The following is a 26,778-nucleotide window of genomic DNA, read 5'->3' as shown; positions in this document are numbered from 1 at the left end:
AAGGTGAGAATGGTGGGCGATGACGGGCTCGAACCGCCGACCCCCTCCGTGTAAAGGAGATGCTCTACCAACTGAGCTAATCGCCCAATCTCAATTCTTATCTACACTGCGAGTCTACCGAAGTAGATGGTGGGTGATGACGGGCTCGAACCGCCGACCCCCTCCGTGTAAAGGAGATGCTCTACCAACTGAGCTAATCACCCCCGCTGTGTGGAGTCGCATTATAGGGAGAGTTGAAAATGAGTCAACGCATTTTCTAAAGTTTTTATTCGTTCGTCGTAAAATTAAACAAAACGATCGCGAAACGGGCTGTGGCGCATGATTTCTAAACAAAAATCGCAAACCCGGTCATGATAAAGGGATCAACATTGAGGATTCCCCCCACAGTGATAGAATATTGCCCATCGTTTTTTCCCCAGGATTTGCCGATTGCCGGCATCTTTATAACGTAAGGCCATTTCATGAAAATCAAAACTCGCTTCGCGCCGAGCCCGACAGGCTATCTGCACGTCGGTGGTGCACGTACCGCTCTCTATTCCTGGCTTTTCGCACGCCACAACAAAGGTGAGTTCGTGCTGCGTATTGAAGACACCGATCTTGAGCGCTCCACGCCGGAAGCAATTGAAGCCATTATGGATGGGATGAACTGGCTGAATCTGGAATGGGACGAAGGCCCGTATTTCCAGACCAAACGCTTTGACCGCTATAACGCCGTCATTGATGAGATGCTGGTCGCGGGCACGGCGTATAAGTGCTACTGCTCAAAAGAGCGTCTGGATGCGCTGCGCGAAGAGCAGATGGCGAACGGTGAGAAGCCGCGTTATGACGGCCGCTGCCGCCACGACCACAGCGAGCATGCTGCTGATGAACCTTGCGTCGTGCGTTTTGCTAACCCGCAGGATGGCTCGGTGATCTTTGACGACCAGATCCGTGGCCCGATCGAATTCAGCAACCAGGAGCTGGACGATCTGATCATCCGTCGCACCGATGGTTCCCCAACCTACAACTTCTGTGTTGTGGTTGACGACTGGGATATGGAAATTACCCACGTTGTGCGCGGTGAAGACCACATCAACAACACGCCACGTCAGATCAACATCCTGAAGGCACTGAACGCGCCGGTGCCTGTTTATGCGCACGTCTCCATGATCAACGGTGATGACGGCAAAAAACTGTCTAAACGTCACGGTGCGGTGAGCGTCATGCAGTATCGTGACGACGGTTATCTGCCGGAAGCGCTGCTGAACTATCTGGTGCGCCTGGGCTGGGCCCACGGTGATCAGGAGATCTTCAGCCGCGAAGAGATGATCGAACTGTTCTCTCTGAGCTCTGTGAGCAAATCAGCGAGCGCATTTAATACCGACAAGCTCCTGTGGCTGAACCATCACTACATCAATACCATGCCGCCAGAATATGTGGCGACGTATCTGCAGTGGCACATTGAGCAGGCAAATATTGATACCCGCACTGGCCCTGAGCTGGCGGATCTGGTGAAACTGCTCGGCGAGCGCTGCAAAACCCTGAAAGAGATTGCCGAAAGCTGCCGCTACTTCTATGAAGAGTTTGATGCGTTCGACGCGGACGCCGCGAAGAAACACCTCCGTCCGGTTGCGCGTCAGCCGCTGGAAGTGGTGCGTGATAAGCTGGCTGCACTCACCGAGTGGACCGCTGAGAATGTGCATCACGCCATTCAGGCAACGGCAGACGAGCTGGAAGTCGGCATGGGTAAAGTCGGTATGCCACTGCGCGTTGCGGTGACCGGTGCGGGTCAGTCTCCGGCGCTGGACGTAACGGTTCATGCCATCGGCAAATCACGCAGCGTGGCGCGCATTAACAAGGCGCTGGACTTCATCGCTGAACGTGAAAATCAGCAGTAATCACGTCTACAAAAACGGCAGGGTAACCTGCCGTTTTTTTATGCCTCTTTTTCCGCGATACCCAGACGTGTAAGAAAACCGTGTATACCCTCGCGTTTCAATAAAGCGTCCAGACGCTTCTGCTCTGACGGAGTCATACTCTCCAGCGTCTCAATAATGCCCGGAGACAGGTTTGAAGAGGGTCCATTATAGGCAGACGTTGCCTCCGCGAGATGGTAAACCGCCTGACGGTTACGGATCGCCGGGAGGCTTATAATATGTTCCTTCACGCGCGCATCAACATGAATGAGCCGAGCCCGACCCCCCTTTACGCCGTTGAGTCCTTCCGTTTTCCACCCCTGCTGGCGTATCCAGCGATTAACCGTTTGTCTGGCCACGCCTAAACACTCCGCCAGCTCTTCCGTGGTCATTTTGCTACGTAATTTTTTCATATCAGTTCTGATCGCGAATCCCTAAACGTTGCAACAATCCGGTAATCCCTTCCCGCATTAAAAGCGATGTCATCTGCTTCTGCTCTTCCGGCGTCATTTCATTGGCCAGCGTCAGGAGTAGGGTGTGAAGCGAACCGTCATGGCTGGTGCCTTCCGGCAGTTCGGACGTTTCACTTGCCCGACGTGCGCTGCGGATAAAGTCACGGACTTTTTCGTTCACATGCACCAGGCGCGCTTTCCCGCCCTGGACGCCTGGCTTTGGTGATGTAATCCAACCCTCTTTGCGTACCCATTTATTGATGGTCTGGCGGCTATAGCCAGTGAGGAGGGCTAACTCTTCTGGCGTCATTCGTTCCTTGATCATGCAATTTCCTGAATATCTGTGGGGTTAATTAACGGCTCATTTTATAGCACCGTTTTACGTGAAAACGTGACAGGCTTAACTCCTGACTGCGAGCAGGCTCGCAAAGTGATTCATTTGCATGATTTTTCGGCGATTGAATGGCTTGAATTGATTTTGCCGTTGACACTCCGCAGCGGAATTCATATTATGCCGCCCGTCAACATGACAGCTTTACGATGGGGCTATAGCTCAGCTGGGAGAGCGCTTGCATGGCATGCAAGAGGTCAGCGGTTCGATCCCGCTTAGCTCCACCAAACTCTGAACCCAACAGAGTGCGGTTAGTAAAGTAACATGTGGGGCTATAGCTCAGCTGGGAGAGCGCTTGCATGGCATGCAAGAGGTCAGCGGTTCGATCCCGCTTAGCTCCACCAAAATTGTAAACCCTCGTCAAAAGACGAGGGTTTTTTTTATGTGTTTGTAACACACTCTCCCGTATTTTGTTATCAAAAAGAAGGTATTCTCGTACCTCACCTCAATCGACATCAATAAAGCAGTCTATAAATAGACTTGAACTTGATTCGTGCAATTAATAAACCTATTATCCACCCGGTCAATGATTCGAACGGATAATATACTCATCAGCTTAATGAATAGAAAAACGTACAATAATGTAAAGATATTTATAATTGCCCTGACACTTTGTCTGATTGCGGTACCTGTCTCCCGTTATCTCTCCCCCCGCGCAATGGTTAATGGTCACGACGTTTATTTAGCATGGCTACCGCTAAGCGTTATGCTGGCAGTAATTCTGCTATTTGGGCGCAGGGCAATTCTTCCCATTGTGTTAGGTTTTACTGTCACTAATTTATTTTATGTTAATTTAGCACCGCTACAATATTCAGTTTTACTGTTCTGTCAGACCTTTGCGCTGTTTGCGGCGTGCGGCCTGCTGCGCCTCATGCTGGGCAAGCGCTGGCGTCACAGCATCCCTAACAAGCACATCGGGCTACGTATATTCTGGCTCGGTTTTATTGTGCCATTAGGTATTAAACTGTCGATGTATATGGCAGGCTATTTGTTTGATTTTCCGGTGACTATTTCCACCTTTTTCGGCGAAGGAACGGTAATTTATAACGTTGTGGATATACAAAGCCTGATATGTGCGGCATTGATTTTTACCATGATGTTCTATTACCCATTAAGAATGATAATTAATCCTCGTTATGCCATGACCTTCTGGCGGCGAAGCGTGAAGCCCGTGTTTAATCACAAGAATCTATTATTTATTTTTGTCTGGCTGATGCTTTTAGGCTTCATTCTCGTCATTTTATGTGGTCCTTTTGAATCACCGGTCATTGCGGGCTACTTGATGCCGCTGATTTTTATTCTTTTTACCTTAGCGATAAGCCGCCTGAGCTATGCGCTTATCTCTCTGCTGTGGGCTGCATCCGCGCTCCTGCTGTTGACCTACAACTACAACTTCCTTAACGGGGTGGAATCGGGCCATTCGCTCTCTTTTATCCTGTCCGTGCTTATCTCTTTTGCTATCTGTCTGCTTTACATGTCACGAATTTACCAGCGCAGCGAGTGGCTGAAACGGGGCTGGCAGGGCAGGGCGCTGACCGATCCGCTGACCGGTTTGCCCAATATTCGTGCGCTGGAGGATTACCTCGAGATTCATCCGGAAGCCAAAGTGTGCATTCTGCGTATGGATAACCTGGAGTTTTTGAGCCGCCACTACGGGATTATCATGCGGGTCCACTGCAAACGTACGATCGCCACGTCGCTACAGCCGCTTTTGCAGAAAGATGAGACGCTCTTCCAGCTTCCGGGAAGCGAACTGGTGCTGGTATTACTGGGACCGGGAACCGCCGAGCGTCTCCAGCACATGGTCGATCGGCTGAACAGCCGTAAGATTTTCTGGAACAACACCGGGCTGGATATTGAATTTGGCGCGTCCTGGGGAATGGTCGAAAACGGCGAAAAGCTGCATCACACGCTGGGACAGTTGAGCTGGCTGGCAGAGCAGGCCTGCGGAGAGCAAAACGTTCTCGCGCTCACAAATAGCCTTGAGGCGGCATCAGGCCAAACGACAGAGCGTGTCCTGATGCTGGCGCGAATTAAGCATGCCCTTGAGGCGGGGCAGTTCCATTTATACGCGCAACCGATCCAGAAGGCGGACGGGAGCGGGTATTACGAAATCCTGGCGCGTATGGAGAGCGAGGGCGAGATCTTCACCCCTGACCGCTTTATTCCGCTGATTGCCCAGTTCAACCTCAGCCATCGGTTTGATATGTGCGTCATGGAAAAATTACTGGTGTGGCTGCGCGATCACCCTGCAACGCAGGCTGGCGCCCGTTTTTCCGTCAATCTGATGCCGCTCACGCTGATGCAAAAAGAGGTGGCGAACGAGATTTGCGCGCTCTTTGAACGCTACGGCGTTGCGCCGCAGGCCGTCGTGATTGAGATCACCGAAGAGCAGGCCTTCTCAAACTCTGGCTGCAGCATCCACAATATTCAGCAGCTGCGGGATTACGGTTTCCGGATTGCCATTGATGATTTTGGTACTGGCTACGCCAACTACGAGCGTCTCAGACGCCTGCAGGCAGATATCATTAAAATTGACGGCTGTTTTGTTAAAGACATTTGTACCGACGATATGGATGCGATGATCGTCCAGTCGATGTGTAATCTGGCGAAGACGAAATCGCTGTGCGTTGTGGCGGAATATGTAGAAACACCTGAGCAGCGGGAGATGCTGCTTCGCTTCGGCGTGGATTACCTGCAGGGCTACCTGATAGGTAAACCCAAACCGCTGGAAGAGTTGCGGGCATAAAAAAACCGGGAGCCAGGCTCCCGGTTTTTTGTTTAACGGTAAACGTTACAGTACCAGTGCCGCGATGGAAGCAGACAGGACGCTCACCAGCGTAGAGCCGTAAACCAGCTTCAGGCCAAAGCGAGAAACCACGTTACCCTGTTCTTCGTTCAGACCTTTAATCGCACCCGCGATAATCCCGATGGACGAGAAGTTAGCGAAGGAGACCAGGAACACGGACAGAATGCCCTCCGCGCGCGGAGAAAGCGTGCTGGCAATTTTCTGCAGATCCATCATCGCAACGAATTCGTTAGAAACCAGCTTGGTTGCCATGATACTGCCCACCTGCAGCGCTTCGTGAGCCGGAACACCCATCACCCATGCAACAGGGTAGAAGATGTAGCCCAGAATCCCCTGGAAGGAGATACCCAGCACCGCGGCGAACAGGGCGTTCAGGCCAGAAATCAGCGCAATGAAGCCGATCAGCATGGCGGCAACGATAATCGCCACTTTGAAACCGGCCAGAATGTACTCACCCAGCATTTCGAAGAAGCTCTGGCCTTCGTGCAGGTTTGACATCTGGATGTTCTCTTCGCTGGCGTCAACGCGGTACGGGTTGATCAGCGACAGAACGATAAAGGTGCTGAACATGTTCAGAACCAACGCCGCAACAACATACTTTGGCTCCAGCATGGTCATATACGCGCCCACGATAGACATGGAAACGGTAGACATTGCGGTTGCTGCCATGGTGTACATGCGGTTGCGGGACATTTTGCCGAGAATATCTTTATACGCGATGAAGTTCTCAGACTGACCGAGGATCAGGGAACTGACGGCGTTAAAGGATTCCAGCTTGCCCATGCCGTTCACTTTGGATAACAGGAAGCCAATTCCACGAATAATGAACGGCAGAACGCGGATGTGCTGCAGAATACCGATCAGTGCGGAGATGAAGACGATTGGGCAGAGAACCTTCAGGAAGAAGAACGCCAGACCTTCGTCGTTCATTTTACCGAAGACAAAGTTGGTCCCTTCATTGGCGAATCCGAGCAGTTTTTCGAACATTTCGGAGAAGCCTTTTACGAAGCCGAGGCCTACGTTGGAGTTCAGGAAGAACCACGCAAGTAAAACTTCAATGACCAGCAGCTGGACAACATAACGGATACGAATTTTTTTGCGGTCTGTGCTGACCAGCAATGCAAGTGCAGTAACGACAACAAGTGCCAGGACAAAATGAAGGACGCGGTCCATATTTGCTCCAAATATGAGGCAGGTTTAATTTTCGTGCACATTCTATGTAACAAGCGAAAAGAAAACGAGATCGAGGACACACTATAGTTACATCCTGTGACGAGTCTCAAAAATAGTGATCCACAATACATTTTTGTTATGTTAGGTAAATGAGTGAAAAGTTAAGTTTGTGTGCTAGTCTTCACAAAAGCGCGCGCGATTTCAGTTTCTGTTAGATCGCCCCACTTACCCGCCCGTCTATCGTTCAAAGCTATCAGAGAAATCACTGTAAACTTCACAAATGAACTTGATAATCATTCTCATTTTGATAGCATTAAACATAGCAAAGGCTATATTTCAGAGGCAGAAATGACAAACAGTCGCGTAGAGGGTAGCAGTGGCAGAGCCGCGCGCAAGTTGCGGTTCGCATTAATGGGACCTGCGTTCATCGCTGCCATTGGCTATATCGATCCAGGTAACTTTGCGACCAATATTCAGGCCGGGGCCAGCTTCGGCTATAAGCTGCTGTGGGTGGTCGTCTGGGCTAACCTGATGGCGATGCTGATTCAGATGCTCTCTGCAAAGCTGGGGATTGCCACGGGCAAAAACCTGGCGGAGCAAATTCGCGACCATTATCCGCGTCCGGCCGTCTGGCTCTACTGGATCCAGGCGGAAATCATCGCTATGGCCACTGACCTCGCTGAGTTTATCGGCGCAGCGATCGGCTTTAAGCTGATTCTGGGCGTGTCGCTGTTGCAGGGGGCGGTACTCACCGGGATTGCCACGTTCCTGATCCTGATGCTACAGCGTCGGGGTCAAAAGCCGCTGGAGAAGGTCATTGGCGGTCTGCTGCTGTTTGTCGCGGCGGCCTATATCGTCGAGCTGATTTTCTCACAGCCGAATCTGGCGCAGCTCGCTAAAGGGATGGCGATCCCAAGCCTGCCAACCTCGGAAGCGGTGTTCCTGGCCGCCGGGGTATTGGGGGCGACCATCATGCCGCATGTGATTTACCTGCACTCCTCGCTGACGCAGCATCTCCACGGTGGGACGCGCAAAGAGCGTTACTCCGCCACCAAATGGGACGTGGCGATCGCCATGACCATCGCCGGGTTTGTCAATCTGGCGATGATGGCTACCGCAGCTGCCGCTTTCCACTTTAACGGTCACACCGGTATTGCCGATCTCGACCAGGCGTATCTCACGCTGGAGCCGCTGCTGAGCCATGCTGCCGCCACGATATTTGGTCTTAGCCTGGTGGCTGCCGGTCTTTCTTCCACGGTGGTGGGCACGCTGGCAGGCCAGGTGGTGATGCAGGGGTTTGTCCGGTTCCATATTCCGCTGTGGGTGCGTCGCTCCGTCACCATGCTGCCGTCATTTGTTGTGATTCTGATGGGGCTCGACCCCACGCGAATTCTGGTCATGAGCCAGGTGCTGCTGAGCTTTGGTATCGCGCTGGCGCTGGTGCCGCTGCTGATCTTTACCAGCGACAAAAACCTGATGGGTGAACTGGTCAACTCAACGCTGGTGAAACGGACCGGGTGGGCCATCGTGGTGGTGGTGGTGGCGCTGAACCTGTGGCTGCTGATTGGCACAGCGTTGGGACTCTAAAAGAAAAAGGAGCCGTGAGGCTCCTTTTTGCTGTTAGTCGTCATGACCGTGGTGGCCATGTCCGTGACCTTTGCCGCGACCCCAGCCGCCGCGACGGTCATCACGATCGTTCCACCCTTCACGGTAGCCACGCTCGTAGGCGCTGTCTTTATACCAGCCGCGGTGTCTGCCGTTATCATGTTTCCACCAGCGGTCTCCGCGCCACTCATAGTGACGGTTCCAGTAGTCACGGTCGCGCCAGTAGCCACCGTCCCAGTATCTGCCGTAGTCATCACGATCGCCAATTTGTAATTTTACTGATGGCAACAGGGTGATTTCGCCCGCAGTGGCGATCAGCGGGGCTGAAGCCAGTAATACCGCTGCAAGAATCAGTGACCTGAACATACTCTTTCTCCTTCACGATCGGGGCCTTTGTGGGGCCTGTTAACGCAATTTTACGAGTTGGTAAAGCCTCGTTTCATCGCCTCAACTCCGAATTCCTGAGGGAGAGCACTTTTTGCTAAAAGTGGTTCTATTTTGAGCTGTTCAGAATGCCTTCTATACGGGACAGTTCTTCCGCAGAGAAATGGCGGTTTGCCAGCATGCCCACGGCGTCATCAATCTGCGCCGCTTTACTTGCCCCAATCAGTACTGACGTCACATTCTCATGGCGTAATACCCAGGCCAGCGCCATCTGGGACAGCTTCTGGCCGCGCTCTTCCGCCATGGCATTCAGCTTTCTAACCTTCTCCAGCTTCTCTTCGGTTATCTGGTCAGGGTTAAGGAACTTACTGCCGCTTGCCGCGCGTGAGTCTGCCGGAATGCCGTTCAGATAGCGGTTGGTCAGTTGCCCGCCGGCCAGGGGCGAGAAGGGAATACAGCCAACCCCTTTTTCCTGCAGCACGTTCAGCAGTCCCGCTTCCGGCGCACGTTCAAAGAGGGAGTATTTCGGCTGGTGGATCAGGCAGGGCGTACCGAGGTCATTAAGGATATCAATCGCCTGGCGAGCCAGAACCGCCGGGTAGTTGGATAACCCGACATACAGGGCTTTTCCCTGGCGCACCACATGGTCAAGCGCTTTCATGGTTTCCTGCAGCGGCGTTTCCGGATCTGGCCGGTGATGATAGAAGATATCCACATACTCCAGCCCCATGCGCTTCAGGCTTTGATCGAGGCTTGCCAGCAGATATTTGCGCGATCCCCAGTCACCGTAAGGCCCCTCCCACATGGTATAACCCGCTTTGGTGGAGACGATCAGCTCATCGCGCCAGGGCAGGAAATCCTCCTGCAAAATACGGCCGAAATTACGTTCCGCGGATCCGGGCGGCGGGCCATAGTTGTTGGCAAGGTCGAAATGCGTAATGCCCAGATCGAACGCACGCTGTAAAAGTTGACGGCTGTTTTCGATAAGGGTGGCGTCACCAAAGTTATGCCACAGCCCAAGCGAGATGGCGGGCAACCTGAGCCCGCTTTGCCCGCAGCGGCGATACTCCATTGTCCCGTAACGATTTTTATCCGGCTGATAACCCATTTTCTTAACCTCTGGCGCTGAAGTAAAAAATCAGTGTATGCGTTTACATCTACGTGAAAAAAAGCAGCATAGCGCAGCCTTTTTTGTAAAGCATTCTTTCCATGGTCTTCTTATCGCCAATTCTGGACAGCCATCACGCTTATTTAATACTCAAGGTGAGGTCAAAACATTAGAAGGATACCTGTTTATGCGTACCCCATACTGCGTCGCCGATTACCTGCTGGACCGTCTTACAGATTGTGGAGCCGATCATCTGTTTGGCGTGCCGGGCGACTATAACCTGCAGTTTCTCGACCATGTGATAGACAGCCCGGATATCTGTTGGGTGGGCTGTGCCAACGAGTTAAACGCCTCTTACGCCGCTGATGGATATGCCCGATGTAAGGGCTTCGCCGCGCTGCTGACGACATTTGGCGTAGGAGAGTTAAGCGCCATGAACGGCATTGCGGGCAGCTACGCCGAGCACGTTCCGGTCTTGCATATTGTGGGTGCGCCGGGTACGGCGTCACAGCAAAGAGGTGAGCTGCTGCACCATACGCTGGGCGACGGTGAGTTTCGTCATTTTTACCATATGAGCGAACCGATCACCGCTGCACAGGCGATCCTGACCGAACAAAACGCCTGTTATGAAATCGACCGGGTATTAACGACCATGCTCCGGGAACGTCGTCCCGGCTATCTGATGCTGCCCGCCGACGTGGCTAAAAAGGCCGCCACACCGCCTGTAAACGCTCTCACGCTCCGGCACGCGCATGCCGATAGCGCCTGTCTGAAAGCGTTCCGGGATGCCGCAGAAAACAGGCTTGCCAGGAGCAAGCGTACTGCGCTGCTGGCCGATTTCCTTGTCCTGCGCCATGGCCTGAAGCATGCGCTACAGAAATGGGTCAAGGACGTGCCGATGGCGCACGCCACTATGCTGATGGGTAAAGGCATATTTGACGAGCGTCACGCCGGTTTTTACGGCACGTACAGCGGTTCGGCGAGCGCCGGCGCGGTAAAAGAGGCGATTGAAGGGGCGGATACCGTGCTGTGCATCGGCACGCGATTTACCGATACCCTGACCGCCGGCTTCACGCATCAGCTTACCCCGGCTCAAACGATAGAAGTTCAGCCTCACGCCTCACGCGTCGGTGATATCTGGTTTACCGGCATCCCCATGCTCCAGGCAATCGAAACGCTGGTGGAGCTGTGTAAACAGCACGTACACGATACGCCGGTACCGGCCTCTCAAAGCGCGATGGCCTACCCGCAGCCGGATGGCTCGCTGACGCAGGCGAATTTCTGGCAAACGTTGCAGACGTTTATCCGCCCGGGGGACATCATTCTTGCGGATCAGGGCACCTCGGCCTTCGGCGCGATCGACCTTCGTCTGCCGGCTGACGTGAATTTTATCGTCCAGCCGCTGTGGGGATCGATTGGCTATACGCTGGCGGCGGCATTTGGCGCACAAACGGCCTGCCCGAACCGGCGTGTGATTGTGCTGACGGGGGATGGCGCGGCGCAGCTCACCATTCAGGAGCTAGGCTCAATGCTGCGGGATAAACAGCACCCCATCATTCTGGTCCTTAACAACGAAGGGTACACGGTAGAAAGGGCGATCCACGGGCCGGAGCAGCGGTATAACGACATTGCGCTATGGAACTGGACGCAAATCCCGCAGGCACTGAGCCTTGATCCTCAGGCCCAGTGCTGGCGGGTCAGTGAAGCGGAGCAGCTGGCGGACGTCCTTGAAAAAGTGGCGCACCACGAGCGGCTCTCGCTGATTGAGGTGATGCTGCCAAAAGCAGATATTCCACCGCTGCTGGGGGCGCTTACCAGAGCGCTGGAAGCGCGCAATAACGCCTGACTACTTGTCGTTTCGCCAGGCCATCATCATCGGTTTGCCCGCCAGCAGGAGCCAGGCGGGCAACATCACGATACAAAGCAGAGGGAAAAGCGTCGAATCCGGTACGACTACCGCCGCCATGAACAGGCTGAGCCACGCGTCGCGCGTGACCACCAGAACCAGTCCCAGAATAGAGCAGGAGACGGTAATCGCCGCCGGCACCGCATCGACATGTTCGTGCAGCATCAGCCCCAGCGCGACGCCGACAAAGACCGCCGGGAAGATGCGTCCACCGCGGAAACCGCAGGCGGCCGCCACCACCAGCGCTGCCAGCTTGATTACGGCAAACAGCAGATAGTCGGAGACGCTAAATACCTGGCTGAAGGCCAGCTGCTGCATCTCGTCCAGACCTTTAAACAGCGTCACCGTCCCACCGATTGCCCCTAAAATACCGAGGATCAAACCGCCAGCCCCCAGAATTAACACCGGGTGTTTGAGTCTATGCATTAGCCGGTGCAGACGTGGAAGGCACCATACCGCCACCATCCCCAGCGCAATGGCGATAGCGACGACGATGGCGCCGCTGAAAATATCGGCGATTTGCATCTGGCCGTAGTGGGGGAGTGAGAGTGAAAAATGAGGATGGAAAAACAGGCTGGTGGTCAACGCCCCGGCGGCGGCGGCCATCAGCGGCGCAAAGAGTTTATCCCACAGGGGGACGTCGTTATTGCTGCTGAGCGTCTGCGAAAAGATCAGTGCGGCAGCGACGGGTGTACCGAAAAGCGCTCCGATGGTGCCTGCGGAGGCGAGAATGGTCCAGTCCAGCGCGCCGACGCGGGGCAAAATGCGTGAACCGAGGAAAACCGCCAGGCCAATGTTGACCGCCATAATCGGATGCTCTGGTCCCAGGCTGACGCCACCGGCCAGACCGAGAATCAACGCGATAATCAGCCCCGGCAGTGCCGAAGGAGAAACCGGGGCACCAATCAGCGGTTCCTGTGCCGGGTCTGGTCCAGCATGGCCAGGACTGAAACGGATCACCAGGCCCACCGCAATACCGGTCAACGTTAGCATCACAACGATCCAGGCAGGAGAATCCGCGGTGACCCCCAGTCCTGCAGGAAGCGCGTTCCATAATAGTGTTTGCAGCACCGACGCGACTTTCATCACGACAATGAGCACCAGGCTTGAAACCACGCCAATGATTAGCGCCGGAATAGCCAGCAACAGCATGGTTCTGGCTCGCGGGTGGAGCATGATGATTTCCTTGTACAAAACGGTATTACGTTACTTTGCACATTAAGCTTTATGGCAATAGTGCAAAAGGTGCTGAAACGGTAAAGTTATTCTGTGACGAAGATCGATAATCCATGGGCATTCACCTTACGGCCGTTGTTGTTATCACGCCTTGAATTTACAGTGTCCCAAAGATTTATTCTGACTTTAGCGGAGCAGTAGAAGAATGACAAAGTATGCTTTGGTAGGTGATGTGGGCGGCACGAACGCGCGCCTCGCATTATGCGATGTAAGTAGCGGTGAAATTTCCCGGGCGAAAACCTACTCAGGGCTGGATTATCCAAGCCTTGAGGCCGTTGTCCGCGTCTATCTGGACGAGCATCAGGTTAGCGTTGAAGATGGCTGCATCGCCATTGCCTGCCCGATAACCGGCGACTGGGTCGCAATGACCAACCATACCTGGGCATTCTCCATCGCCGAGATGAAAAAAAGCCTCGGCTTTGCGCATCTTGAAATCATCAATGACTTCACCGCGGTGTCCATGGCGATCCCGATGCTGAAGCCGGAGCATCTGATCCAGTTTGGCGGCGCTGAACCTGTCGAAGGTAAGCCGATTGCGGTTTACGGGGCCGGTACCGGCCTGGGCGTTTCACATCTGGTGCACGTTGCTCAGCGCTGGGTGAGCCTGCCGGGTGAAGGCGGCCACGTAGACTTTGCGCCAAACAGCGAAGAAGAGGGCATTATCCTCGAAGAATTACGCGCTGAGATCGGCCACGTCTCCGCCGAGCGTGTCCTTTCGGGGCCGGGGCTGGTGAACCTGTATCGGGCGATTGTGAAATCTGACGGTCGTCTGCCGGAAAACCTGCAGCCGAAAGACGTCACCGAACGCGCGCTGGCGGACACCTGCATTGACTGCCGTCGTGCCCTGTCGCTGTTCTGCGTGATTATGGGACGCTTCGGCGGCAACCTGGCGCTGACGCTGGGAACCTTCGGTGGGGTCTATATTGCGGGCGGGATCGTACCGCGCTTCCTCGACTTCTTTAAAGCCTCGGGCTTCCGCGGCGGGTTTGAGGATAAAGGGCGCTTCAGAAGCTACGTGCAGGACATTCCGGTTTATCTGATCGTGCATGATAATCCAGGCCTGCTGGGGTCGGGTGCCCACCTGCGTCAGGTTCTCGGTCAAATTCTCTGATGCATGGCCCTCTCCCGCGGGAGAGGGCTTTTTCTTTACAGGTGCATCAGTTGGCGGAACTCTTTCACCTTGCTGCGGCTCACCGGCACCTGAAAATCCAGATCCTTCAGGCGCAAAATGTAGGTGTTGTTAAACCAGGGTTCGATCTCGCGGATCTTGTTTAAATTCACGCAGAACGACCGGTGGCAGCGGAAAAAGTGCGACGCAGGCAGCTTGCTGCAAAACTCGGTGATGTTCATCGCCATCACGTAAGATTCCCGCCGCGTATAAACAAACGTCATCTTTTCATGGGCTTCGGCATAGTAGATATCATTGACCGGCGTCACGATGATGCGCTCATCTTTGACCAGATTAATGGTGTCGTTTTCCCGTACCGTTGGGGTGGCGCTAGCGGGGGCGGTCTGCTGCTGCCATGCGGCCTCCAGCTTTTGCAGCATGCTGACAATCCGCGACTCCTGGTAAGGCTTAAGGATATAGTCAAACGCCTCCAGCTCGAAGGCCTCAACGGCGTGCTCTTTCCAGGCGGTAACGAAAACGATAAACGGCTTATGGGCAAATTGATTGATGTTTTGCGCCAGCAATACGCCATCCAGCGACGGAATGTTGATATCCAGGAAGATAGCGTCGACCCGGTTATGCTGCAAAAACTTCAGCACGTCCAGACCATCATCAAACGTACCCACAATCTCCATCTTGCTGTGGGTGTTGATAAGCCAGGTGAGCTCCTGTTGAGCCAGGAATTCATCTTCTACGATGATAACTTTCATGGGTTACTCCACCTGGGGCAACAGTGATGTTGTCGAATGAACGGGAGAGCGCTCATTCGGGACGTAAAAAGCAATTTCGGTGCCCGGCTCAAGACGCTGAATATGCAGTCCGTCGCCGTAAAGCAGCTTGACCCGGTGGTGCACGTTCAGCAGGCCGATTTTATTCCCGGGCATCTCGTTAGACTCCACGCGCTCAATGACTTTTGGGTCAATCCCGTGGCCGGTATCGCGCACGGCAATGCGTACCCGGTTACCGCTTTCGGTAATGCTGATGGTGACTACCCCTTTGCCTTTACAGGGCTGAATGCCGTGAACAATCGCGTTTTCGACCAGCGGCTGGATAAGCAGGCTCGGAATCACGCAGTTGACCTCTTCATCAATATCGTAAATGACCGTGAGCTTGTCACCAAAGCGCGCCTGTTCAATCGCGATGTAATCCTTGATCTGATACAGCTCTTTTTTGATGTCGATCTGCTCGTCATCTTTCAGCTCGATGTTGTAGCGCAGATAGCGGGACAGGTTAAAAATCAGCTGGCGCGCGGTGTCCGGATTAAGACGAATGGACGAGGAGATCGCGTTCAGCGCGTTAAACAGGAAATGGGGATTGATTTTGCTCTGCAGCGCGCGCAGCTCTGCCTTATTTGCCATCTCACGCAGCTGTTCTGCACGGGAGACTTCCAGCTGAGTGGAGATAATCTGCGACAGGCCAATCGCCATCTCCTGCAGGGAGGAGGTGATCTGATGCGCGTGACAGTAATAAATTTTCAGCGTGCCCGTCACGACGCCTTTCTCCCACAGCGGAATCACCAGCATGGAGTGGATTTCCGGCGTTCTGTGGGCTTCGTCATTGTTTTTAATAATGATTTTACCGTAATTGATCGCCTGTCTGGTGGTCGGGCTGATGGTGTCATCATTATCGCGATAGTTGTGTTCCCCGACGCCAACATAGGCCAGCACGTGGTCAATATTGGTGATGGCGACGGCGTCTGCGTGGATGTCGTGGCGGATAATCTCGCAGACCTGACGCAACGATTCCGCGTTAACGTGGCGGAAAAGCGGCAGCGTTTTGTTGGCGATATCCAGCGCCAGCTTGGCCTGACGGGCGGCGCTGGCCTCTTTTTCCCCTTCAACGCTTTGCACCAGCAGCACGATAAAACCGATGCACACGCTGCCCAGGATCATCGGAATCCCGATTTTCGAGACGATATCCAGCCCCAGCGCGGTGGTGGGGGCCCAGACGACGACCAGGATCATAGTCAGCGTTTCGCACACCATGCCTGCGACGATCCCGGCGCGCCAGCGCTGTTTTTTCGGGATTTTGCGGCTGATCCAGCCGGAGAGCACCCCGGCGATAATGCTGGTAATAAAGCAGGGCACCGCCGTTACGCCGCCGATATCAATCAGGTAGCGATGGGTTCCGGCAATCACGCCGGTGATAACGCCCACCCACGGGCCAAACAAAATTCCGCCGGACATCACGGCGATAATGCGCACGTTAACCAGCGAGCCCTCTACCGGCACGCCTGACCAGGTGCTGAACAGGGCGAACAGCGAAAAGATGGCGGTAACGGCCAGCAGCTCTTTTGGCGAGTGGGCGGATTTGTGCAACAGCTCGCGAAACAGGCGAATGCGGATGAGGAAGAACAGGCAAATCAGCATTAATGCCGCACGGTCAAAAACCGCCAGCAGCATAGTGAATATTTCGTGCACGAGTAGACCTGGGAAAACGGGAAAGAACCATGATAAAAAACCTGGCGCGTATTGACCAGCTATCCGTCAGGTTTATCAAATGAGGAAAAACCATAATTCTTAAAGGGGATTGTCCGGCGGTAACGGACACGGCCTGATTTTTTATAGCCAGCGCATCGTCAGGTAACTGTTTTGATATCATCCTGTTAAATAATGGCTATCAGAAAGCCAACCCTGAAACAGGGGCTTCCGCTTTTTGGCACTGCCGGGTTCCGGTTTTCAGGCGATCGCTTTTTTTTCATTTCCCTCTCGACAGCATGATTTTTTTCAGGTTATTTTCTAAGCATGCCACATCGGTGGCAGCGTCGCTCGGACGGTCCGGGCGCTAACGTTAATCTGAGGAATCTATGGCTGAATTCAGTCCTGAACGCCGTTTTACGCGTATCGATCGTCTCCCCCCTTATGTTTTCAATATCACTGCTGAACTGAAAATGGCTGCGCGTCGGCGCGGCGAAGATATCATTGATTTCAGCATGGGTAACCCTGACGGCCCAACGCCACCGCATATTGTTGAGAAGCTCTGTACGGTTGCCCAGCGCCCGGATACGCACGGCTACTCAACGTCTCGCGGTATTCCCAGATTACGTCGCGCGATCTCGCGTTGGTATCAGGATCGCTATCAGGTTGATATCGATCCTGAAAGTGAAGCGATTGTCACCATCGGCTCGAAAGAGGGGCTGGCACACCTGATGCTGGCCACGCTGGATCATGGCGATACGGTGCTGGTGCCTAATCCAAGCTATCCGATCCACATCTACGGCGCGGTGATTGCCGGGGCGCAGGTCCGTTCCGTTCCGCTGGTGGAAGGTGTCGATTTCTTTAACGAACTGGAGCGTGCGATTCGCGAAAGTTATCCGAAACCGAAGATGATGATCCTCGGTTTCCCGTCGAACCCAACCGCCCAGTGCGTGGAGCTCGATTTCTTCGAGAAAGTCGTCGCCCTGGCTAAACGTTATGACGTACTGGTGGTTCATGATTTAGCCTACGCTGACATCGTCTATGACGGCTGGAAAGCGCCTTCCATCATGCAGGTTCCGGGCGCGCGTGACGTGGCGGTCGAGTTCTTTACGCTGTCAAAAAGCTACAACATGGCGGGCTGGCGTATTGGCTTTATGGTGGGTAACAAAACGCTGGTGAGCGCACTGGCGCGCATTAAGAGTTACCACGACTATGGTACCTTCACGCCGCTACAGGTCGCGGCTATCGCTGCCCTGGAAGGCGACCAGCAGTGCGTTCACGAGATTGCCGCCCAGTATAAGCGCCGCCGTGACGTGCTGGTAAAGGGCTTGCATGAAGCAGGCTGGATGGTGGAAATGCCGAAGGCGTCCATGTACGTCTGGGCAAAAATTCCGGAGCCGTACGCGGCGATGGGATCGCTGGAGTTTGCCAAAAAGCTGCTGCAGGATGCGAAGGTGTGCGTATCACCGGGCATTGGCTTTGGTGATTACGGCGACACCCATGTGCGATTTGCCCTGATTGAAAACAGCGATCGTATCCGTCAGGCGGTGAGGGGCATCAAGAGTATGTTCCGGGCCGACGGTCTTCTCACTTCAAAGAGCGTCGCTGAACATCCCGCGTCGTCATGACATAAAAAAACAGGAGCCGATGGCTCCTGTTTTTTTGACTGCATGTTCTTCACTAGATCATCAGGGCAAAGGTTCCGGCCCAGACTAAAACAATCACCGAAATGCCCATAAAGAAATATTTCACGTTTCATCGCTCCGCGTATCTTGTGGTACGCATTTAAAAACAGAGTCCACCTGATTATAGAGAACTGAAATCCGGTCAAAACGGAAATGAGAATTTTCCCGTTACGCCGTTAACTCCAGTTCAGAATTCTGTGCTTTCCTGTTGCCAGACGGCGCTAATGTACGCCTAAAAATGAGGGGTGACAAGAGGCATTTTTTTAAATAATTTCCGTCACTTACGAGTGTCGTGGATCGGCGACAGTTTGATTTCGCATCGCAATAAATTCACTTTGGGCGACGCAACGAAAGAGGGCTTCTCAACGGGATGACAGGTGATTGAAAAGGTTAGTTTCTTAGCGAAACTAACCTTCCTGAAAGACTAAATATAGAGAGAGGCTTCGCCAAGAGGGCGGGTTTTGAAACGGCGATGCATCCACAGATACTGCTCTGGCGCACGCATGATTTCAGTTTCGATGACTTTATTGATAAACGCTGCGGCTTCGCACTCGTTTTCCGGATAGTTAGCCATTTCAGGGGAGATGTGCAGACGATAGCCTGACTTATCTGCTTTTCTCACCATCGTTACGGTCAGCATGGAAGCGCCCGACAGACGCGAAATGACAAAGGTGCCGTTAGTCGTCGCAACGTCTTTAACGGCAAAGAAAGGCGCAAAGCTGCTGCCTTTACGTCCATAATCCTGATCGGGTGCAAACCAGACGGCTTCACCTTTCTTCAGGGCACCGACCATGCCGCGCAGGTTGTTACGGCTGATCATCGCCTTATTGGAACGCATGCGGCCTCGCGTCTGTACCCACTCCATCAGCGGACTGTTGTGCGGTCTGTAGGTTGCCATCATTGGCTGACAAAGCCCCATCACGCGGCCGCCCAGCTCCAGCGACATAAAGTGAACGCCAACGACCATCACGCCGCGTTTTTGCATCTGCGCGCGCTTAAGATTATCCAGGCCTTCCACGTCAAACCACTTGCGGACACGCTCATCCGGCCAGAACCAGGCCATGCCGGTTTCAAGCAGCGCCATGCCGATAGACTTAAAGTTTTCAGCGATGAGCTTCTCGCGCTCTTCGGCATTGTACTGCGGAAAGCAAAGCTCAATATTTTTACGCGCGATGGATTCGCGACGTTTCAGGAAGAAGCGGGAAGCGCTGCCCAGTTTCGACCCCAGCAAACGCAGTACAGGGTACGGAAGTTGAACCAGCAGCCAGAGAACGCCAAGACCAAACCATGTAAACCAGTAACGCGGGTGTAAAAACGCGCGTTGAAATTTGGATTGAGACAAAATAGTAAAACCTATGTGAAGCCTGTAAAGGTAGCGCAGAGTTTGCGATACGACGTGCCGATAAGACCGTTCTTCAAGGTGATGGTTGCAGGCTTTACCGAACTTTACGGCGTTGCCTGGCCACTGCTGATTTGGGCGGGCGGCGTAATGTAGCACCGTTATACGATATGTGCTATTACTCGTTTTTGATTAAAAAAGCGGCAGTTTGGAAGGTGCTTGATTTTACAGATTTTATAATCACTCGCATGCAAGAGTATGCCGTCTGCCCTATCCGGGAAGAGAGAGCATCTTCTGATGAGGGTGTGTGGATAAAAGAGCTGCGTACTTATTCGTGACCGATTACGCACTTGTGAAGTTTATTTATCGCTTCAACATTCGCGAATAGGAAAATTCCATGTGAAAATTCTCATGTATTATTTATGCAACCAATAATTCAGTTTGTATCCATTATTGAAAAGTATTCTGTTTTTATCGTGCTGCAATAATACATTGCCCTCAATTCATGATTTTTGGTCTCAACATTTTGATGCAAATCAATATAACGTATTTTTCCTGCCGTCTATCTGTATGCGATCATTTTTTCGATACAAATATTCGGTTTGCATACCAAAAGCAGTGTCTTTTTCTGAGATGGCAGAGTAATTCGCCATAATGTTTTAGTGGAAAATTCTTAAGAAATTTCTTATCTCAGATAAAAGATCTGTGTATTTGATTTTGATTCGATCATTATTCTATTATTGCGCATCAAGAACGATACCGTGAAGTTGGCATACCAAAACAAAAAGGGGTGATGAGATGGCTGACAGTTTTCAGAATGAGGTGCCTAAGGCACGTATTAACCTGAAGCTTGACCTGCATACTGGCGGGGCAAGCAAGAAAATGGAATTGCCATTGAAATTACTGGTTACAGGTGATTTCAGTAATGGGCGGGAGTCTTCTTCAATATCTGAGCGTGAAAAAGTTAACATCACGAAAAATAATTTTGATAGCGTTCTTTCCGAATATTCCCCAAAAGTTAATCTGGCCGTTAAAAATACGCTGTCTGACGATGGTGGTGAGGACAACATTCAGCTGACTTTCCAGAGCATGAAAGATTTCACGCCAGAGCAGGTGGCAGCCCAAATTCCACAGCTGAAGGCGATGCTGGCGATGCGCAACTTGCTCCGCGATCTGAAAGCCAACCTGCTGGATAACCAGACTTTCCGAAAAGAGCTGGAGAAAATCGTTCTTGACCAGTCACTTAGTGCTGAGTTGCGAAATGAACTATCCGCACTGGCTTCAAAAAAACCTTAACCATCATGCTGTTTTAACGGATTAATCAAGGAATGCTCATGTCTGTACAAAATAATACTGCTGGCGGGGAAAGCGTGGTGCTGGAACGCCCTGCTGTGGGTGGGGTATACGCCTCACTTTTTGAGAAAATCAATCTGAACCCTGTCTCCGAGCTGAGCGCGCTGGATATCTGGCAAGATGCGCAGGCGATGTCGGATGCGACCGCTGACGAGCGTCTGACCGCAGGTATGCAGGTCTTTCTGGAATGCCTGACAAAGGCAGGCTCGAAGGTCGAAAAACTGGATAAAAGCCTGATCGATCACCACATCGCTGAGCTCGATTACCAGATAAGCCGCCAGCTCGACGCCGTTATGCACCATGAAGATTTTCAGGCGGTTGAGAGCCTGTGGCGCGGCGTAAAGTCGCTGGTTGATAAAACGGATTTTCGCCAGAACGTGAAAATTGAGCTTCTGAGCATGTCTAAAGAAGACCTGCGCCAGGACTTTGAAGACAGCCCGGAAATCATCCAGAGTGGTCTCTATAAACACGCCTACATTGATGAATATGATACCCCGGGCGGCGAGCCGATTGCTGCGCTGATTTCCGCTTATGAGTTCGATGCTTCAGCGCAGGATGTCGCTCTGCTGCGCAACATCTCTAAAGTATCCGCGGCTGCGCATATGCCGTTCATCGGCTCGGCAGGCCCGAAATTCTTCCTCAAGGAGTCAATGGAAGACGTCGCGGCGATTAAAGATATTGGTAACTATTTTGACCGCGCAGAGTACATCAAGTGGAAATCGTTCCGCGATACGGACGACGCTCGCTACATCGGTCTGGTGATGCCCCGCGTACTGGGTCGTTTACCGTATGGCCCGGATACCGTTCCGGTTCGCAGCTTCAACTATGTTGAAGAAGTCAAAGGTCCGGATCACGACAAATACCTGTGGACGAATGCGTCGTTTGCCTTCGCGTCCAACATGGTGCGTAGCTTTATCAATAATGGCTGGTGCGTACAAATCCGTGGCCCACAGGCCGGCGGTGCGGTTCAGGATCTGCCTATCCATCTGTATGACCTGGGTACCGGCAATCAGGTAAAAATCCCGTCTGAGGTCATGATCCCTGAAACGCGTGAATTCGAGTTCGCGAATCTGGGCTTTATTCCTTTGTCCTACTATAAAAACCGCGACTACGCCTGCTTCTTCTCAGCCAACTCCGCTCAGAAACCGGCTCTGTATGACACCGCAGATGCGACGGCTAACAGCCGCATCAACGCCCGCCTGCCGTACATCTTCCTGCTGTCGCGTATCGCCCACTACCTGAAGCTGATTCAGCGCGAGAACATCGGTACCACCAAGGATCGCCGACTTCTGGAGCTTGAGCTGAACACCTGGGTCCGCAGTCTGGTGACCGAAATGACCGATCCGGGCGACGAACTTCAGGCTTCTCATCCACTGCGTGATGCAAAAGTGGTGGTGGAAGATATTGAGGATAATCCTGGCTTCTTCCGCGTGAAGTTGTATGCGATCCCGCACTTCCAGGTGGAAGGGATGGACGTAAACCTGTCGCTGGTTTCCCAGATGCCGAAAGCGAAATCGTAAGGCGAGGGGTGATCAGGGATGAAAATTTACCGCCCACTTTGGGAGGATGGGGCCACTCTGGCCCCGCAACAGTTCCAGCAGCAGGTCCGCTGGATTGAGCACGTTGCCAGCATGGTCGCCCGGATGGGTATTTCTCATCCCTGGGGCGTGGTTGCGGCAGAATTTGATGATGCTGCACTTGCGCTCTCGCGTCTGAATGCCATCCGTCTGGTCGTAAGTTTCCAGGATGGCACGATTGTTGATACGGATCTGGCGGATAATATTCCGCCGGTCTGTGATTTGTCTGCCGCATACGGCTCAGAGGTTGTTGAGGTGGTTGCCGCATTGCCGCTGCTGAGCGCCAGTGGTGGCAACCTCGATAACGGACAGGACAGTGAACGCCCGCGTCGCTGGAAAGCCGAACGTGTGGTGGTGCAGGAACTGGCTGGGTATGAAAGCGGAGAGTTGGCCATTTTGCGTCATGCGCTGACCCTGCGTTTGTCCAGCCAGGAAAATACGGCATACCTGACCTGTCCGGTGACCCGCCTGGTGCGTAATGCTCAGGGGCAGTGGAGCCGGGACCCGGCTTTCATTCCGCCGATGCTTTCCCTTTCTGCAAGCCCGTCGCTGGCCACCGAACTGGGTGACCTGCTGGTTCGTCTGCAGGCCCGCCGCCGTCGCCTGATGGCTATGCGCCGTGAAAGCAATGAGCGGATGGCAGACTTTGCTGTCGCGGATGTCTCCCTGTTCTGGCTGCTGAATGCGCTGAACAGCGCCGAGCCGGTGTTAACGGAACTTCTGCAGACGCCCGATCGTCACCCGGAACTCCTGTACCGCGAACTGACTCGTCTTGCCGGCAGCCTGCTGACATTCTCACTGGAACATGACGCCGGGGACATTCCTGCTTATCAGCATGATGCACCGGAACGGGTATTCCCGCCTTTGCTGGCATTGCTGGACAAGCTCCTTGAAGCGAGCCTGCCGTCGCGGGTCGTAAGAATCTACCTCGAGCATCAGGACCAGATCTGGAAAGGTGCCCTGCACGACGCGCGTCTGCGCGAAGGGGCGGACTTCTACCTCTCAGTACGTTCTTCCATGCCGAACCATGAGCTTCAGACAAAATTCCCGCAGTTGTGTAAAGCGGGCAGCTTTGATGATGTTTCGGATGTGGTGAATGTAGCGCTGAGTGGGATGCTGATTAAGCCTTTGACGCATGTTCCGGCCGCTATCCCGTTGCGCCTTGAGAATCAGTATTTCTCGCTGGATCTGAGCAGTGAGGCGGCTCGCGCCATGCTTGAGATGGGCTGTTGCACCTTCTATACCCCGCGCTCGCTGGGGGATGTTGATCTCGAACTCTTTGCGGTGCTGCGTACATGAATAAATCTGAACTCAGCCAGATAGAACGTATTTTCTACCCGGGCTGGCTGATGGCCAGCCAGATACGGGGCGGTCAGGAAGTCCGTGACGGGGAAGGGCTATACCGGAGGGCCTGCCGTCTGGTGCAAGAGGCGAAAGCGGCGCTCACTGAGGCTGGTTACAGCGACATCAGCCGTGACCATATGGTGTATACCCTGTGTGCACTGCTTGATGAGAGCGTGATGAACCGGGGAACCACCGATGCTGGCTACCTGACCTGGCGCCGTGACCCGCTGCAGGCACACTTCTTTGGTACCCTCAACGCAGGTGAAGAGCTGTGGGAAAGGATCCGTAACCTGCTGAAAGAAACAGCCCCTGATACCGCCGTCCTGACCTGTATGTACCGGGCTCTGCAACTGGGGTTCGTGGGACAGTATCGCGCTCAGGATGATGAGCGTAGGGAAGATATTGTTCGCGCTCTCGCAGAGCGGGTGCCCGCCTTCACATTGGCACAAGATGCCCCCATTGTTGCCCGCGCATCGCGTCTGCGCAGCGGCCGTCGCTGGTACTGGCTGAGCTGGGTTGTGGCCGCTGTCGCCCTGGCAGCGCTCTGGTTCTTCCTTTCGTCTTCGCTTACCGAACTGGTAAGCCAGATCGTCAGGCTGGGGTAGGCGATGCGGGTTATGTACCGAAGTCTGTTAACTGCCCTGGGTGCCATTCTGGCGCTGTGGCTCGTTCTGGGATTCTGGCCATTGTCCACGGGCAGCCGTGTAGCACTCGGTCTTCTGGTTGCTCTGGCGGCCGGAGTTATTTTCTGGTGCCAGCGTCGGGGTTCTCTGGCGAGGGCAACCGCTGTTCGTGAGATCGTGGATGAAAGCCTGCCGCCGGAAGATTTTCAGGGGGCGGTTATCTTTGTCTGTGGTGATAACGCTCCACTCTTTGTGTCCGGAACCCGTCACCGGGAAACCCGGCAGGGCTGGTATCTGTGGGTAAAGGATGCAGAGCAACTACCGCTCTTTGCACAGCACCTGAGTTTGGTGCGCCCGGCTCTGGTGTCGCAAATCTCGGTCATGCTGGCGGTTGTGCCTGAGCAGCACATATCCAGCGATGATTTTACCCAGTCTCTTCGGGGCTGGCAGCGTGCTGTCGTCCAGTGTCGCGCGGCATTCGGCACGCTCCCTCCATTGTGGACCGTAACCTGGGTGTCACCACCGGCGGCGTATGCGGAAGCCGAGCCTGTCTGGTTTACCACGATAAGCCAGCGGAGCGGTATTCAGGTCTATCAGCCTGGTCAGGGCAATGTGTCACTGACGGAGTGGGCCCGGGATACTGGGTCAGACGGACGTTTTTCCCGTCTGAGTCAGGCCCTGTGGCTGGACAGTCTGCTTGCCTGGCAGAAAAGCGCGGTGAATGACTTGTTGTCGGTACGGCGGGGTGAGTTACCCGTGATGAAGCCCTGTGTGCAGGGCATGTGCATGGTGCGAGTGAACGGTATCGCGGGCAATCTCTGGCAACAGCACGTTACCTCTTTGACGGCTCTGCCACCGGATGCGGCCGTGACCACAGAGCCACTGCCGCTACCTGAACTGCTTCTGCCGGCGTTACCACGCCGACATGGTATTAGCCGTCGGAAGGTATTCTGGGGTTATGCCGGGCTACTCGGGGGCATTTTCCTTGCGTTGGCGATGCTGGCGTCCTGGATGAACAACCAGCGCCTCATCCGTAACGTTGGCGATCATCTTGCACTGTATCACCAACTGAGCGGTAAGCCTCTTGAACCGAAACTGCATGCGCAGCAGCGTCTGCGGGCTGATGGTGCGTTGCTCGACGACTGGCTGCGTCGTGGGGAACCACTACGTTATCGCCTGGGACTATATCAGGGGCTGCGCCTGGTTCCGCTCGTTGAGGCCGCTCTCAGCGACTGGGCACCTCCGCCACCGCCTCCACCGGTCATTAAGAAAATCATCCAGGGACCGAGAACCATTCGCCTCGACAGCATGTCGCTGTTCGATTCCGGCAAGTCCGTGCTGAAAGCGGGTTCCACCAGGATGCTAGTGAATTCACTGGTTGGCATCAAAGCGAAACCGGGCTGGCTGATTGTCGTGTCTGGGCATACCGATAACACCGGCAATCCGCAACTGAACCAGACGCTGTCTCTGAAACGCGCCGAAGCGGTGCGCAACTGGATGCGTGATACCGGTGATGTACCGGAAAGCTGTTTTGCGGTGCAGGGCTATGGCGAAAGCCGTCCTGTCGCAACCAACGACACCCTGGAAGGGCGTGCGCTCAACCGCCGTGTCGAAATCAGTCTGGTACCGCAGGCGAATGCCTGTCAGATACCCGGCAAACACCCGGCGCCATCGCAGGATGATGGCGCTTCACTACACAATGGAGAGTAATTCCATGGCAATTCCTGTTTATCTTTGGCTGAAGGACGACGGCGGCGCGGACATCAAAGGGTCTGTTGACGTTCAGGATCGTGAAGGCAGCATCGAAGTGGTTGCACAGGAGCATAACCTGTACATCCCAACCGACAACAACACCGGCAAGTTGACCGGCACCCGTATCCACACGCCGTTCCTGTTCACGAAGGAAATCGATTCCTCCAGCCCGTATCTGTACAAGGCGGTGACCACCGGTCAGACCCTGAAATCTGCTGAATTCAAGTGGTACAAAATCAACGACGCGGGCCAGGAAGTGGAGTACTTCAACACCAAACTGGAAAACGTGAAGGTAGTGAAAGTGAATCCTGAAATGTATGACATCAAGGATCCTTCTAAAGAGAAGCACAACCACCTTGAACGCGTTGAACTGCGTTACGAAAAAATCACCTGGACCTACAAAGACGGCAACATCATTCATTCCGATTCCTGGAACGAACGCGCCACGGCGTAATCCTGATGCGGGCAGGTTTCCTGTCCGCAGTTTTTTGCTGAGTGCCTGAGATGCGGACACTCAGCAAAGAAAAAACAATCTGCCTGCCTGACCTTATGCGCTTTGGT

The 26,778-nt window shown here is 53.7% G+C and carries 23 protein-coding genes and 4 tRNA genes; 15 read left to right on the top strand and 12 right to left on the bottom strand.

All coding sequences use genetic code 11. The features are described 5' to 3' along the window. Positions 1–10: 10 nt before the first annotated feature. Together AC0TOY_RS13240 and AC0TOY_RS13235 are read right to left on the bottom strand one after the other, a co-directional pair. Positions 11–86 (bottom strand) — tRNA-Val (locus AC0TOY_RS13240). Positions 87–127: 41 nt separating this feature from the next. Continuing rightward, a tRNA-Val gene (locus AC0TOY_RS13235) sits at positions 128–203 on the bottom strand. A gap of 258 nt (positions 204–461) precedes the next feature. Here AC0TOY_RS13235 and gltX point away from each other — a divergent pair. Then, on the top strand, positions 462–1,877 hold the full coding sequence (gene gltX, locus AC0TOY_RS13230) for a glutamate--tRNA ligase (RefSeq protein WP_024907621.1): 1,416 nt from the start codon (positions 462–464) through the stop codon (positions 1,875–1,877). A 38-nt stretch (positions 1,878–1,915) separates the two neighbouring features. On the opposite strand, the gene AC0TOY_RS13225 is transcribed toward gltX, so the two are convergent. Both AC0TOY_RS13225 and AC0TOY_RS13220 read right to left on the bottom strand, forming a co-directional pair. After that, on the bottom strand, positions 1,916–2,308 hold the full coding sequence (locus AC0TOY_RS13225; protein ID WP_032645222.1) for a YfeC-like transcriptional regulator: 393 nt from the start codon (positions 2,306–2,308) through the stop codon (positions 1,916–1,918). A gap of 1 nt (position 2,309) precedes the next feature. Continuing rightward, positions 2,310–2,672 (bottom strand): YfeC-like transcriptional regulator, encoded by a 363-nt coding sequence (locus AC0TOY_RS13220; RefSeq protein WP_048992413.1) that lies wholly within the window; start codon positions 2,670–2,672, stop codon positions 2,310–2,312. A 217-nt stretch (positions 2,673–2,889) separates the two neighbouring features. Here AC0TOY_RS13220 and AC0TOY_RS13215 point away from each other — a divergent pair. The 3 genes from AC0TOY_RS13215 (at position 2,890) to AC0TOY_RS13205 (ending at position 5,487) form a co-directional block, all read left to right on the top strand. After that, positions 2,890–2,965 (top strand) — tRNA-Ala (locus tag AC0TOY_RS13215). A 41-nt stretch (positions 2,966–3,006) separates the two neighbouring features. After that, positions 3,007–3,082, top strand: a tRNA-Ala gene (locus tag AC0TOY_RS13210). Between the two features lie 215 nt (positions 3,083–3,297). Beyond that, a complete protein-coding gene (locus tag AC0TOY_RS13205) occupies positions 3,298–5,487 on the top strand; it encodes a sensor domain-containing phosphodiesterase (protein WP_024907624.1) in 2,190 nt (729 codons plus the stop codon). 45 nt (positions 5,488–5,532) lie between these two features. Here AC0TOY_RS13205 and AC0TOY_RS13200 read toward each other — a convergent pair whose 3' ends face one another. Then, complete coding sequence (locus AC0TOY_RS13200) at positions 5,533–6,720, bottom strand: NupC/NupG family nucleoside CNT transporter (protein ID WP_024907625.1); 1,188 nt, start codon at positions 6,718–6,720, stop codon at positions 5,533–5,535. 348 nt (positions 6,721–7,068) lie between these two features. Here AC0TOY_RS13200 and AC0TOY_RS13195 point away from each other — a divergent pair, with 348 nt between their 5' ends. Then, positions 7,069–8,307, top strand: coding sequence for an Nramp family divalent metal transporter (locus tag AC0TOY_RS13195; protein WP_024907626.1), 1,239 nt, complete (start codon positions 7,069–7,071; stop codon positions 8,305–8,307). 33 nt (positions 8,308–8,340) lie between these two features. Here AC0TOY_RS13195 and AC0TOY_RS13190 read toward each other — a convergent pair whose 3' ends face one another. Further along, a complete protein-coding gene (locus tag AC0TOY_RS13190) occupies positions 8,341–8,691 on the bottom strand; it encodes a DUF2502 domain-containing protein (RefSeq protein ID WP_024907627.1) in 351 nt (116 codons plus the stop codon). 127 nt (positions 8,692–8,818) lie between these two features. Continuing rightward, positions 8,819–9,817, bottom strand: coding sequence for an L-glyceraldehyde 3-phosphate reductase (mgrA, locus tag AC0TOY_RS13185; RefSeq protein ID WP_267215127.1), 999 nt, complete (start codon positions 9,815–9,817; stop codon positions 8,819–8,821). Between the two features lie 187 nt (positions 9,818–10,004). Here mgrA and ipdC point away from each other — a divergent pair, with 187 nt between their 5' ends. Continuing rightward, a complete protein-coding gene (gene ipdC / locus AC0TOY_RS13180; protein ID WP_267215126.1) occupies positions 10,005–11,663 on the top strand; it encodes an indolepyruvate decarboxylase in 1,659 nt (552 codons plus the stop codon). Here the strand turns inward: ipdC and AC0TOY_RS13175 are convergent, their stop codons facing one another. Further along, positions 11,664–12,899: an ion channel protein gene (locus AC0TOY_RS13175; protein WP_024907630.1), complete on the bottom strand. Its 1,236-nt coding sequence runs from the start codon at positions 12,897–12,899 to the stop codon at positions 11,664–11,666. A gap of 205 nt (positions 12,900–13,104) precedes the next feature. Here AC0TOY_RS13175 and glk point away from each other — a divergent pair, with 205 nt between their 5' ends. Then, the gene (gene glk, locus AC0TOY_RS13170; protein WP_208763124.1) at positions 13,105–14,070 is read left to right on the top strand and encodes a glucokinase; all 966 of its coding nucleotides are present in this window, start codon (positions 13,105–13,107) and stop codon (positions 14,068–14,070) included. Positions 14,071–14,105: 35 nt separating this feature from the next. Here the strand turns inward: glk and AC0TOY_RS13165 are convergent, their stop codons facing one another. After that, complete coding sequence (locus AC0TOY_RS13165; RefSeq protein WP_208763123.1) at positions 14,106–14,837, bottom strand: LytR/AlgR family response regulator transcription factor; 732 nt, start codon at positions 14,835–14,837, stop codon at positions 14,106–14,108. A 3-nt stretch (positions 14,838–14,840) separates the two neighbouring features. Then, positions 14,841–16,547 (bottom strand): sensor histidine kinase, encoded by a 1,707-nt coding sequence (locus AC0TOY_RS13160; protein WP_024907633.1) that lies wholly within the window; start codon positions 16,545–16,547, stop codon positions 14,841–14,843. Between the two features lie 386 nt (positions 16,548–16,933). Between AC0TOY_RS13160 and alaC the strand changes: the two genes are divergently transcribed. Further along, complete coding sequence (gene alaC, locus AC0TOY_RS13155) at positions 16,934–18,172, top strand: alanine transaminase (protein WP_023308710.1); 1,239 nt, start codon at positions 16,934–16,936, stop codon at positions 18,170–18,172. Positions 18,173–18,224: 52 nt separating this feature from the next. On the opposite strand, the gene ypdK is transcribed toward alaC, so the two are convergent. Together ypdK and lpxP are read right to left on the bottom strand one after the other, a co-directional pair. Then, positions 18,225–18,296, bottom strand: a complete 72-nt coding sequence (gene ypdK / locus AC0TOY_RS13150; RefSeq protein ID WP_099458937.1) for a membrane protein YpdK — start codon at positions 18,294–18,296, stop codon at positions 18,225–18,227. A 357-nt stretch (positions 18,297–18,653) separates the two neighbouring features. Further along, entirely contained in the window at positions 18,654–19,574 is a 921-nt protein-coding gene (lpxP, locus tag AC0TOY_RS13145; RefSeq protein WP_473721971.1) for a kdo(2)-lipid IV(A) palmitoleoyltransferase, read from the bottom strand. 12 nt (positions 19,575–19,586) lie between these two features. Between lpxP and AC0TOY_RS13140 the strand changes: the two genes are divergently transcribed. The 7 genes from AC0TOY_RS13140 (at position 19,587) to hcp (ending at position 26,671) form a co-directional block, all read left to right on the top strand. Continuing rightward, a complete protein-coding gene (locus AC0TOY_RS13140; protein WP_159427010.1) occupies positions 19,587–19,724 on the top strand; it encodes a hypothetical protein in 138 nt (45 codons plus the stop codon). Positions 19,725–20,366: 642 nt separating this feature from the next. Continuing rightward, positions 20,367–20,864 (top strand): type VI secretion system contractile sheath small subunit, encoded by a 498-nt coding sequence (tssB, locus tag AC0TOY_RS13135; protein WP_090420038.1) that lies wholly within the window; start codon positions 20,367–20,369, stop codon positions 20,862–20,864. Between the two features lie 32 nt (positions 20,865–20,896). After that, positions 20,897–22,441: a type VI secretion system contractile sheath large subunit gene (gene tssC / locus AC0TOY_RS13130; protein ID WP_473721938.1), complete on the top strand. Its 1,545-nt coding sequence runs from the start codon at positions 20,897–20,899 to the stop codon at positions 22,439–22,441. A gap of 18 nt (positions 22,442–22,459) precedes the next feature. Next, the gene (tssK, locus tag AC0TOY_RS13125; protein ID WP_473721937.1) at positions 22,460–23,797 is read left to right on the top strand and encodes a type VI secretion system baseplate subunit TssK; all 1,338 of its coding nucleotides are present in this window, start codon (positions 22,460–22,462) and stop codon (positions 23,795–23,797) included. Continuing rightward, positions 23,794–24,447 carry a type VI secretion system protein TssL, short form gene (gene tssL / locus AC0TOY_RS13120; protein ID WP_473721936.1) on the top strand — a complete coding sequence of 218 codons (654 nt, stop codon included), beginning with the start codon at positions 23,794–23,796 and terminating at the stop codon, positions 24,445–24,447. Before tssK ends, tssL begins: the two co-directional genes overlap by 4 nt. Positions 24,448–24,450: 3 nt before the next feature. Continuing rightward, complete coding sequence (locus tag AC0TOY_RS13115; RefSeq protein ID WP_473721935.1) at positions 24,451–26,175, top strand: OmpA family protein; 1,725 nt, start codon at positions 24,451–24,453, stop codon at positions 26,173–26,175. Between the two features lie 4 nt (positions 26,176–26,179). Further along, positions 26,180–26,671: a type VI secretion system effector Hcp gene (hcp, locus tag AC0TOY_RS13110; protein ID WP_023325816.1), complete on the top strand. Its 492-nt coding sequence runs from the start codon at positions 26,180–26,182 to the stop codon at positions 26,669–26,671. Positions 26,672–26,778: the final 107 nt, after the last annotated feature.

Source organism: Enterobacter sp. PL_is379 (assembly GCF_055817355.1).
Note: the sequence above shows the minus strand (reverse complement) of the source record. Positions and strands in the feature narration are given on the sequence as shown.

Bases quoted from the DNA above. Each gene is read 5' to 3' on its own strand.
- gltX (WP_024907621.1), top strand. From the start codon at position 462: ATGAAAATCAAAACTCGCTTCGCGCCGAGCCCGACAGGCTATCTGCAC.
- AC0TOY_RS13225 (WP_032645222.1), bottom strand. From the start codon at position 2,308: ATGAAAAAATTACGTAGCAAAATGACCACGGAAGAGCTGGCGGAGTGT.
- AC0TOY_RS13220 (WP_048992413.1), bottom strand. From the start codon at position 2,672: ATGATCAAGGAACGAATGACGCCAGAAGAGTTAGCCCTCCTCACTGGC.
- AC0TOY_RS13205 (WP_024907624.1), top strand. From the start codon at position 3,298: ATGAATAGAAAAACGTACAATAATGTAAAGATATTTATAATTGCCCTG.
- AC0TOY_RS13200 (WP_024907625.1), bottom strand. From the start codon at position 6,720: ATGGACCGCGTCCTTCATTTTGTCCTGGCACTTGTTGTCGTTACTGCA.
- AC0TOY_RS13195 (WP_024907626.1), top strand. From the start codon at position 7,069: ATGACAAACAGTCGCGTAGAGGGTAGCAGTGGCAGAGCCGCGCGCAAG.
- AC0TOY_RS13190 (WP_024907627.1), bottom strand. From the start codon at position 8,691: ATGTTCAGGTCACTGATTCTTGCAGCGGTATTACTGGCTTCAGCCCCG.
- mgrA (WP_267215127.1), bottom strand. From the start codon at position 9,817: ATGGGTTATCAGCCGGATAAAAATCGTTACGGGACAATGGAGTATCGC.
- ipdC (WP_267215126.1), top strand. From the start codon at position 10,005: ATGCGTACCCCATACTGCGTCGCCGATTACCTGCTGGACCGTCTTACA.
- AC0TOY_RS13175 (WP_024907630.1), bottom strand. From the start codon at position 12,899: ATGCTCCACCCGCGAGCCAGAACCATGCTGTTGCTGGCTATTCCGGCG.
- glk (WP_208763124.1), top strand. From the start codon at position 13,105: ATGACAAAGTATGCTTTGGTAGGTGATGTGGGCGGCACGAACGCGCGC.
- AC0TOY_RS13165 (WP_208763123.1), bottom strand. From the start codon at position 14,837: ATGAAAGTTATCATCGTAGAAGATGAATTCCTGGCTCAACAGGAGCTC.
- alaC (WP_023308710.1), top strand. From the start codon at position 16,934: ATGGCTGAATTCAGTCCTGAACGCCGTTTTACGCGTATCGATCGTCTC.
- tssB (WP_090420038.1), top strand. From the start codon at position 20,367: ATGGCTGACAGTTTTCAGAATGAGGTGCCTAAGGCACGTATTAACCTG.
- tssC (WP_473721938.1), top strand. From the start codon at position 20,897: ATGCTCATGTCTGTACAAAATAATACTGCTGGCGGGGAAAGCGTGGTG.
- tssK (WP_473721937.1), top strand. From the start codon at position 22,460: ATGAAAATTTACCGCCCACTTTGGGAGGATGGGGCCACTCTGGCCCCG.
- tssL (WP_473721936.1), top strand. From the start codon at position 23,794: ATGAATAAATCTGAACTCAGCCAGATAGAACGTATTTTCTACCCGGGC.
- AC0TOY_RS13115 (WP_473721935.1), top strand. From the start codon at position 24,451: ATGCGGGTTATGTACCGAAGTCTGTTAACTGCCCTGGGTGCCATTCTG.
- hcp (WP_023325816.1), top strand. From the start codon at position 26,180: ATGGCAATTCCTGTTTATCTTTGGCTGAAGGACGACGGCGGCGCGGAC.